Here is a 9,375-nt window from a genome sequence, read left to right as displayed (position 1 = left end):
TGCTTATTGGGAGCGGATGTTTGAGGTGATGGAGGGGATTCCGATTGACGTGGTACAGATGGCAGACGATCTGGCTGGTCAAAACCGGATGCTAATCTCACCGAAATCATACAAAGAAATTCTCAAACCCCTCCATAAAAAAATGTTTGATTACATCCATTCGAAGAGTGATGCCAAAATATTCTTTCATTCCTGTGGGGCAGTTCGACCCATTATCCCGGATTTGATCGATGCCGGGGTGGATATTCTCAATCCGGTACAGGTTAGTGCCGGTGATATGAACTCGGCTGAATTAAAAAGAGAATTTGGAAAAGAGATTGTTTTTTGGGGTGGAGGTGTAGATACGCAAAATTCCTTTGATGAACTTCATACTCCAGACGAGGTGCGGGCAGATGTCCGCCAGCGGTTGGAAGATTTGATGCCTGGTGGTGGATTCGTCTTTAATACTGTTCATAATATCCAGGGGAATGTTCCCCCAGAAAATATTATGGCAATGTGGGAAACTCTACAAGAATATGGAAAGTATTAATATCCTTTGCCCAAAAGATGAGTGGAATAATTCGAGATATATCAAATGTCAATTCAACCCAATAAATCAATTTCCAAGGCAACTATTTCTCGTCGTGACTTTTTACGCCTGGCTGGGGTCGGTGCGGTAAGTTTGCTTATTCCAGGTTGCGATACCCAGGAATCCACGGCGGAACCCACGGCTTTTCCTCAATCTAAATCTACCAGTAACATCTCTGCGCATGTGGCTGTCGGCCTGGCTGAAACCTATGATCGGGATACGATTGAAAACCTGGTACGCAATATGATCGAAGGTCTGGGCGGATTGGGCGATATTGTTAAGCCGGGGGACAGTGTCGCGATCAAGACGAATCTGACCGGAGGGGTCAAATCGGGAGCCTTGCCTGGCATTAATCCGGTGGACAGCTTTGTGACCCACCCGGAAATTGTCCGTGCCCTGACCCAAGCGGTGAAAGCGGCTGGCGCTTCCGAGATTTTCATCGTTGAAGCTGTGTATCAGTGGGATTCTTATATCCAATGGGGATACGAAGCGATTGCCGAGGATACAGGCGCAATTCTGGTGGATCTGAACGACTCCAAGCCATATCCTGACTTTCAAGAAGTGGCAGTTGGAGCCGGTAGTTTTTTCTATGAATCCTTTATCTTCAACCCAATCATTAATGATGTTGATGTGTTCATGTCAGTTTCCAAGATGAAAAACCATTATCTTGCCGGGGTTACCCATACGATGAAGAACCTGTATGGTCTGGTTCCCTATCGATATTACCGCTTGAAGAATAACGATGAGTATCGATCAGGTTTCCACGGTGTTGGAGAGGAAACCCGGAGCCGCCTCCCGCGCATCATTACAGATCTGGTCCGGGCCCGTCCGATCGACTTTGGCATGATAGATGGGATCAAAACCACACAGGGAGGAGAAGGTCCCTGGATCAACTCCCTGGCGAAAATTGAGCCAGGACTGCTCGTCGCTGGTAAGAATTGTGTAGCCACAGATGCAGTTGGTACAGCTTTAATGAACCATGATCCAATCGCAGAATATCCCCATGCCCCCTACTTTCGCTGTGATAATCATTTGAACATCGCAGCATCTCTGGGACTGGGAACCAACCGTTTGGAGGAGATAGATATTCTTGGGCCACCGATCAAAAAGGTCAAAAAGCAGTTCTCCGGGGCGTGGTGATCTGTTAGCAGTTTTTGGGAGACGAGGTCCTATTGAGCGAAGAAAATTTCTACCCCATGATAGTCAACCCACTTTTCAGACATTATGTTTGGGGAGGTCAAAGCCTGAAGAAGGTTTTTACTGAATTCGAGGATGATAAATCTCCTTTGGCAGAGGTTTGGCTCCTCGGCGCAGATAATCAAATTGCCAATGGGTTTTTGGCCGGTCGAACTCTTTCAGATGTGAGTAAGGAATTTGGAAAATCCTTGCTTGGTTCTGAACTTGCGAAGAAAAATAACAATCAATTTCCTTTGTTGATTAAAATATTGGATTGTGCCCAGCGGTTATCGTTACAGGTTCACCCAAACGACGAACAGGCCCTCGAATTGGAAGGTTCTGGTTTTCGAGGAAAAACAGAAGCATGGCATGTGCTTGAAGCGGATTCAAATGCCAGTTTGATTGCGGGTCTAAAAAATAATATATCGAAAGATGAAGTGGAGCAGCGTATTCGGCAGGGTGAAATTCTGGACATTGTCAAATCTCATTCTGTTAAAAAGAATGACACGGTATTTGTGGGTGCCGGGACGATCCATGCACTTGGACCTGGCACCTTGATTTATGAAGTCCAGCAAATGTCAGATCTTACCTACCGGGTACACGATTGGGATCGTCCGGAAACCGATGAACGCCCTTTGCATATTGAGAAATCTATCAAAGTTATTGACCCAGATATTGATGTAAAAATTCTACATTTCGATCCATCAGTTGATACCTTCACGCGACCACTGGTTAAGTGCCAGAAGTTTATTTTGGAAGCCCTGGAATCATCCGGAAGGACTGTAGATTTAGATACTCAAGGACAGGGCTTTCATATTTTGACCGTGATCGATGGCGAATTAAGATTGATCGCTGGGAAAGAATCTATTAGTTTGAAGAAGTTTCAGTCGGTTCTTATACCGGCGAATTTCGGCACTTATCAGGGATCGGGTGAGTTCAGGGCTTTAAAAGCGCAAGCATTATGAATCGCCCCGTAAAACCCACCTGCTTTAGCGGTGGGATACCCTGTACAATAAAGGCTACCTGCCCATCAATAAACTTTTCGCTGATGCGGTCATTCAAAGCCTGCAAGGCGTTACGCGCCCCGTCATCATCCTGCCGCAGGACTATCACCTATACATGATGCCCCACTACCTGCGTAAAGGCTTGGGCGACAACGTCCAGATCCAGCCTTTTGTGCACATCCCCTGGCCTGGACCGGATGCCTGGCGCATCCTGCCAAAGGAAATGCGCGACACGCTCCTGATGAGCATGTTACAGTCCAACCGGATCGGATTCCAAACCAAGCAGGATGCCTTCAACTTTGTCCAAACCTGCCGCTTTCACCTCCCTGACGCCCAATCGCGTGGACGTCGTGACGCCATCTATATCGACGACCGTGAAATTAGCTCGCTGCCTTATCCAATCTCAGTGGATGTTGAAAAGATCGAATCTCTTGCCGAAGATACGCAAACCCGCCTGCTGAAATCTGAGTTCATCAATCTCGTCGGCGACAAAAAAATGATCCTGCGCGTAGATCGCATTGAGCCAAGCAAAAATATCATACGAGGTCTCGAAACCTTCAAGGCTCTGCTCGAAAAATATCCAGAATATCACGAAAAAGTAAAACTGCTCTGCCTGCTTGTCCCATCTCGCATGGAAGTGACCGAGTATCAAGACTATCTCAAAGAGATCATGGCAGAGGCTGGCATGATCAATGCTGAATTCAGCCAGCCGCTTTGGGAACCGGTGCGCGTCATCCTCGGCGACAACTACATGCGTGCCATCGCCGCCATGCAGCTTTACGACGTACTCTTCGTCAACCCCATCGCCGACGGCATGAATCTTGTCGTCAAAGAAGGCGCACTGCTCAACCAAAAAGATGGAGTGCTGGTGCTTTCTGAATATGCGGGTGCTTATTACGAGTTGGGAGATCAGGCTCTCACCGTTTCTCCTTATGATATTTACGGCACAGTTGAGGCCCTTCATCGAGCGCTGACAATGCCCTTTGAAGAGAAACACAAGCGGTCCAATGCCCTGCGCGAGATCGTCCGTAGCGCGGATATTAAAGATTGGTTCAAGGCGCAAGTAAAGGATGCTTTGAAAAGATTGAGGGAAAATAATGGCTAATAACAATCCGCGGCTCTTTGGAGGTGTCGAAGGTGGTGGTACTAAATTCATCTGCGCAGTGGGGACGGAAGAAGGTGAGATTCTGGCGGAAACGCGCATTCCAACCACTTCGCCTGATGAGACGCTTTCTCAGGCAATCATATTTTTCAAGGAGCAGACGGGAAATTTGGGAGCTCTTTCTGCGATAGGGATTGCCTCCTTTGGCCCGCTTGACCCTCGGCCTGCTTCCGTTAAATTTGGGCATATCCTCCCAACCACCAAACCCGGGTGGACAGACGCCGACATCATTGGTCCTTTTCAAGAAGCATTTCCCGTACCAATCGGCTTTGATACCGATGTCAATGGAGCAGCCTTGGGTGAATGGCGCTGGGGGGCAGCTCAAGGATTGGATACTTTTATTTATCTGACCATCGGCACGGGGATTGGGGGCGGCGGATTAGTCAATGGAGAACTGATGCACGGTTTATTGCATCCCGAAATGGGGCATATCCCTCTTCCACAGGATAAGGTGCGAGATCCTTTTGAAAGTGTTTGTCCTTTTCACGGAGATTGTCTCGAGGGGCTGGCATCTGGTCCTGCGATAGAAAAAAGATGGGGCGAGAAAGCAGAAAACCTTTCCGCCGGGCATCCTGCCTGGGAAATGGAAGCAAGTTATATCGCAATGGCGTTGCGAAGCTTTATCTGTACCCTTTCCCCGGAACGCATCGTACTTGGAGGTGGGGTCATGCAGCAACTGCATCTGCTTCCACTCATCCGTCAAAAAACACAGGAGACTTTGAATGGATATGTTAAGTCAGCGCAAATTTTAGAGCAGATTGACGACTATATCGTTCCAGTTGCATTGGAAGGAAAAGCCGGGATTTTGGGCGCTTTTGTCATCGCAGAAAAAGCATTAATAGAAAGCAAAAATTCGTAAATTTGCAGAAGGACGGCTCAAATATGAAGGGCGACATCATTATTTTGGAAGAACACCACCGGCAAGCTGCGCGACATATTCTTCCTGAAATAATTGAAAAAATAAAAGCCAAAGCTGCGAGATATATTATTACCGTTGCGGGGGAATCGGGTAGTGGTAAATCTGAAACGGGCCAAGCCATTGCAAATGAGCTGGAAAATCATGGGATTAAATCAGTGGTGCTCGGGCAGGACGATTATTTCTTTTTTCCTCCAAAATCAAATGATGCAAGAAGACGGAAAGATCCGGAATGGCTGGGACCCCATATAGAAGTAAATCTTGGTGTTCTTGAAGAAAATTTGAAAGATGCCATCAACGGAAAAAATGAGATTCTAAAACCCCTGGTGGATTATAGAAAAAATCTTATTGAAGAAGAATATATCAGCCTGGAAGGTGTGAAAGCTCTGATTGCCGAAGGAACTTATACCTCCCTGCTTAAAAACGTTGATACCCGTATATTCATTGCCAGAACCAGATCGGACACTCTGGAACACCGCCAAAAAAGAAATCGTGGTAAAGAGGTAGGTGATTCTTTTATTGAAAAAATCCTGGAGATGGAACATAAAATTATTGCTGGTCATAAACAACTAGCTGATTTTGTGATTACGAAAGATTACGAGGTCATTAATGTGGAATAAGGATGTGATGTGGCTATAAAAAATCAAGTGCAACTCATCACTTACCCCGATTCTTTGGGTGGTGATTTAAAATCACTTCATAAAGTCCTTGAGGAGTACTTTTTAGGGATCTTCAAAGGTGGCATCCATATTCTGCCGCCCTTTCCTTCATCGGGAGACCGAGGTTTTGCTCCTCTAACATATCTGGAAATTGAACCAGGGTTTGGTGATTGGAAGGATATTCGACGTATTGGCGAAAAACACGATATCCTGCTGGATTTGATGGTCAATCATATTTCAGCAAAATCAGCCTATTTTCAGGATTTTCTCAAATATGGTCGAAAGTCAGAGTATGCTGATCTATTTATTCCAGTGGATAAGATCTGGGCGGATGGAAATCCTACCCCTGAAGAAGTTGAAAAAATATTCCTGCGAAGAATTGAGCCTTTTTCCAGTTTCATCATTGAAGAAACTGGTGTAACAGAAAAAGTATGGACCACCTTTGGTAAGGTAACCCCCTCCGAGCAAATTGATTTGGATATCAATTCGCAGGCCACTCGGCAACTGCTGGCTGATTTCCTGACCAACTTCAGCAGAAATAATGTCAGGATCGTCCGGCTGGATGCAATTGGATATGTGATTAAAAAGAGGGGAACGACCTGTTTTTTTGTAGAACCGGAGATCTATCAATTTCTGGATTGGATAGGAGAACTTGCCACCTCTTTAAATATCGAAATATTACCTGAGGTCCACGCCCATTATTTGACCCAATTTAAACTGGCAGAGCAAGGGCACTGGATATATGATTTTATTTTGCCATATAGAATTCTGGAAACACTGATTAATAAAAATAGTGTGAGATTGAAAGAATATTTGAAAAATCGCCCAGCTAAGCAATTCACCATGCTGGATTGTCACGATGGTGTGCCGGTCAAGCCAGATTTAAATGATCTTTATGAAAGCGAAGACGCCAGAAAGGTAGTAGATCTCTGTCTTGAGCGGGGTGGAAACCTGAGCCTGATTCTCTCTCCAAAGCATCGAGATGCGGATGGCTTTGACGTACATCAGATCAGAGGAACCTATTACTCATTACTGGACAGCAATGATGATGCCTATCTGGCCGCCAGAGCCATACAATTCTTTGCGCCCGGGATTCCGCAAGTTTATTATGTTGGCTTGCTGGCCGGGGAAAACGATCAAAAAGGCGCGGAGATAAGTGGTGATGGAAGGGAGATTAACCGTCAGAATTTTAGTTTGGAAGAAATTGAACAAGGGCTAAAAAAAGATGTGGTTCAAAGGCTGCTAAAGTTAATTCGGTTCAGAAATGAATATGCCGCCTTTAATGGTGAATTTAAGGTGATAAATTCAGAGCATGATGAGGTACGCCTTGAATGGAAAAAGGATAAAAAATACTGTAGATTAATAATTAATTTTCAAAATTATCAATCTATGATTGAATATATTGACGAAAACGGAGAGGAGGTCACGTATTTGGTTTAGGAATACCAGATTATGTGATGACAGAATTTGGAAAATGTATTTTTTTACAGATTTATTGAGTATAATTGAGTCACTATACTCAAACGACTGGAGGTAATATTATCATGGCAAGCGTAACATATAAGAACGTAGTCAAAGAATTTGGCGATGTGACTGCCGTCAACGATATGAATATCGAAGTTGCAGACAAGGAATTTCTCGTATTGGTCGGTCCCTCAGGTTGTGGCAAAACCACGGCCTTGCGCCTTTTGGCAGGATTAGAAGAGATTACCAGAGGTGAGATCTCGATCGAGGACAGGGTGGTCAACGATGTTGCGCCCAAAGACCGCGACATTGCGATGGTCTTTCAATCTTACGCGCTCTACCCGCATCTCTCGGTCTATGATAATCTTGCCTTTGGTTTGAAATTGCGCAAAACCCCCAAAACCGAGATCAAACGCCGGGTTGAAGAAGCCGCCTCGATCCTGGGGATCGAAGAACTATTGGATCGCAAACCACGTCAACTTTCTGGCGGGCAGCGCCAACGTGTGGCGGTTGGGCGTGCGATCGTACGTGAGCCGAAGGTTTTTCTTTTTGATGAACCACTTTCCAACCTGGATGCGAAGTTACGGGTCCAGATGCGGGCTGAGATCAGCAAGCTGCACAAGAAATTACAGACCACCTTTGTTTATGTAACCCACGATCAGGTCGAGGCGATGACGATGGCCTCCCGGATCGCAGTGATCGACAAGGGTGTTTTGCTGCAAATCGATACTCCACAAGAGCTTTACGATAAGCCAGACAACCTTTTTGTAGCTGGCTTCATCGGCTCTCCCGCGATGAATTTCTTCCCTGCCAAACTTCGCAAAGATGGAACGAAGGTCTATGTTGATGGAGATGAGTTCTCTGCCCAGATCCCTTCATCACTTGCAGGTGCATATGAAAACTATGCTGGTAAGCAAATTATCTTTGGGATTCGTCCGGAAGATATTCATAACCCGGATTTTGTTCCACCGAATACCAAGATTGAACTGGTCCCTGCCAAGGTGGATGTGACCGAATTGATGGGGAATGAGATCTTCCTGCACCTGATGACTGGTGATGTTTCTTTCGTTGCCCGAGTTGACCCACGTTCCAAATTTGGTGTTGGCGAGAATGTGCAGGTCGCATTTGATATGGACAGTTTCCAGATCTTTGATGCTGAGACTGAGTTGGCAATTCGATAGAAAATCTGTCCTGATGACAAAATTCCTGCCCGTTGTCAAATGGGCAGGAATTTTTTGTTTAGACCAAAGTGTTTTAATTCATCGGGGAAAAAGCTGGCAGGGCGATATTATCGCATAAGGGAAGCAAGTTCAACATCCAGGAGAGAATTTCGCTTATGATTTTTTAGTGCGCTGATTTAGTTTTTCGTATTGGAAAATGGTCAGTAATGCAGCAGTCCTTCAATCATCCTTATGTTCGATAAAATCATATGCAGCCGCGTCTGGCGATTGAAGTGGGCGGTTATTGTGTTGAGCCAGATAATGTTGACGGTCAAGTACCCACAAATATAGATCGCCTTCTGATTTTCCGGGGAAGTCTTTGAGGATATTCCCCTTGCGGATAATTTTTACAATAGGCAAATAAACTGTATCGTACCAGTGGATCACAGCTTCTTTTTCAGGAATATCACGCTTTAGATCCAGCCCCATGAAATAGCGATGTACTGCAATATGCTCGAGCATCCGCAAGAAGCCATCGGGAATATTAAGTTTTATATTGGCTTGTGGACGAAGTTTATCAATCTTGGTGCGTTTAATAAAATTTACTTTTTGCCCAAGGATCTGCAAATCTTCAGGACGCAGATCAGAGGTGATCGATACTTTTGTGGCGCATTCTCGAACCTCTGCATCAATATAAAGTTGACCCTGCTTGCGTGCCACCGAAACACGGTGATGTCCATCAGCTACGAAATAAACCTCGTCAACTTTATAAAGTACGATCGCTGGTAAACTGATATCTTTGTAAAAAGCACGATTTACGCGTTCCCAGCGATCCGAGATTGCATCTATTTTCGGCAGAAAAGCGCGATCAAATTCATGGTATCGATTGAGACTCCCTACGATATTTTTAATTTCAACTGTTTCTATCCCACGGTATATGGGACCGCCAATTGAAAGCTTTTCTCTCACTTCATCATAAGATAGTAATGTGGTGGGCTGCCCTGAAAGTACAGCCCAAACATTGTTGAAAAAAGCCTTTGTGCGTGCTTGTTTAAAATCAGAACGGACACGGGATGAAAGGGGATCAGACATCATTAATCTCAATTATTTTATAGGGATATATATTCATGACTTGTGTATTGTAGAGCTGAGTAGTCGATTTTTCCAAATTTTGCCTGTAGAAATGAGTATGTCCGTGAAAATGGTAGCGTGGATTCGCCCACCGGACTAATAAATTTAGGGCTTTAAGTCCCTGGTGAGATTGAC

At 45.1% G+C, this 9,375-nt stretch carries 10 protein-coding genes; 8 read left to right on the top strand and 2 right to left on the bottom strand.

Annotated elements, in window-relative coordinates; all coding sequences use genetic code 11:
• The 8 genes from AC3DOM_RS11870 to AC3DOM_RS11835 all read left to right on the top strand — a co-directional run.
• Nucleotides 1-529: uroporphyrinogen decarboxylase family protein (locus AC3DOM_RS11870; RefSeq protein ID WP_487919258.1), on the top strand; the 529-nt coding region annotated here is incomplete at its 5' end.
• 45 nt (nucleotides 530-574) lie between these two features.
• Nucleotides 575-1,708 carry a DUF362 domain-containing protein gene (locus tag AC3DOM_RS11865; RefSeq protein ID WP_487919257.1) on the top strand — a complete coding sequence of 378 codons (1,134 nt, stop codon included), beginning with the start codon at nucleotides 575-577 and terminating at the stop codon, nucleotides 1,706-1,708.
• 32 nt (nucleotides 1,709-1,740) lie between these two features.
• Entirely contained in the window at nucleotides 1,741-2,709 is a 969-nt protein-coding gene (locus tag AC3DOM_RS11860) for a type I phosphomannose isomerase catalytic subunit (protein ID WP_487919256.1), read from the top strand.
• Nucleotides 2,710-2,749: 40 nt separating this feature from the next.
• Nucleotides 2,750-3,853 carry an alpha,alpha-trehalose-phosphate synthase (UDP-forming) gene (locus tag AC3DOM_RS11855; protein ID WP_487919259.1) on the top strand — a complete coding sequence of 368 codons (1,104 nt, stop codon included), beginning with the start codon at nucleotides 2,750-2,752 and terminating at the stop codon, nucleotides 3,851-3,853.
• Nucleotides 3,846-4,769, top strand: coding sequence for an ROK family protein (locus AC3DOM_RS11850; RefSeq protein WP_487919255.1), 924 nt, complete (start codon nucleotides 3,846-3,848; stop codon nucleotides 4,767-4,769). Before AC3DOM_RS11855 ends, AC3DOM_RS11850 begins: the two co-directional genes overlap by 8 nt.
• Nucleotides 4,770-4,792: 23 nt before the next feature.
• On the top strand, nucleotides 4,793-5,446 hold the full coding sequence (locus tag AC3DOM_RS11845; RefSeq protein ID WP_487919254.1) for a uridine kinase family protein: 654 nt from the start codon (nucleotides 4,793-4,795) through the stop codon (nucleotides 5,444-5,446).
• Nucleotides 5,447-5,455: 9 nt separating this feature from the next.
• Nucleotides 5,456-6,925: a sucrose phosphorylase gene (gtfA, locus tag AC3DOM_RS11840; protein ID WP_487919253.1), complete on the top strand. Its 1,470-nt coding sequence runs from the start codon at nucleotides 5,456-5,458 to the stop codon at nucleotides 6,923-6,925.
• 104 nt (nucleotides 6,926-7,029) lie between these two features.
• Nucleotides 7,030-8,130 carry an ABC transporter ATP-binding protein gene (locus AC3DOM_RS11835; protein WP_487919252.1) on the top strand — a complete coding sequence of 367 codons (1,101 nt, stop codon included), beginning with the start codon at nucleotides 7,030-7,032 and terminating at the stop codon, nucleotides 8,128-8,130.
• Nucleotides 8,131-8,349: 219 nt separating this feature from the next.
• Here the strand turns inward: AC3DOM_RS11835 and AC3DOM_RS11830 are convergent, their stop codons facing one another.
• Nucleotides 8,350-9,201: a hypothetical protein gene (locus AC3DOM_RS11830; RefSeq protein ID WP_487919251.1), complete on the bottom strand. Its 852-nt coding sequence runs from the start codon at nucleotides 9,199-9,201 to the stop codon at nucleotides 8,350-8,352.
• Nucleotides 9,194-9,375: metallophosphoesterase family protein (locus AC3DOM_RS11825; RefSeq protein ID WP_487919250.1), on the bottom strand; the 182-nt coding region annotated here is incomplete at its 5' end. The genes AC3DOM_RS11830 and AC3DOM_RS11825, both read right to left, overlap by 8 nt.

It is taken from the genome of Candidatus Desulfolinea nitratireducens, assembly GCF_982879505.1.
The sequence above is the reverse complement of the archived record's forward strand: the minus strand, read 5'-3'. Positions and strand labels throughout refer to the sequence as shown.

Coding starts and splice junctions, on each gene's coding strand:
- AC3DOM_RS11835 (WP_487919252.1), top strand. CDS start 7,030: ATGGCAAGCGTAACATATAAGAACGTAGTCAAAGAATTTGGCGATGTG.
- AC3DOM_RS11850 (WP_487919255.1), top strand. CDS start 3,846: ATGGCTAATAACAATCCGCGGCTCTTTGGAGGTGTCGAAGGTGGTGGT.
- AC3DOM_RS11865 (WP_487919257.1), top strand. CDS start 575: ATGTCAATTCAACCCAATAAATCAATTTCCAAGGCAACTATTTCTCGT.
- AC3DOM_RS11845 (WP_487919254.1), top strand. CDS start 4,793: ATGAAGGGCGACATCATTATTTTGGAAGAACACCACCGGCAAGCTGCG.
- AC3DOM_RS11830 (WP_487919251.1), bottom strand. CDS start 9,201: ATGTCTGATCCCCTTTCATCCCGTGTCCGTTCTGATTTTAAACAAGCA.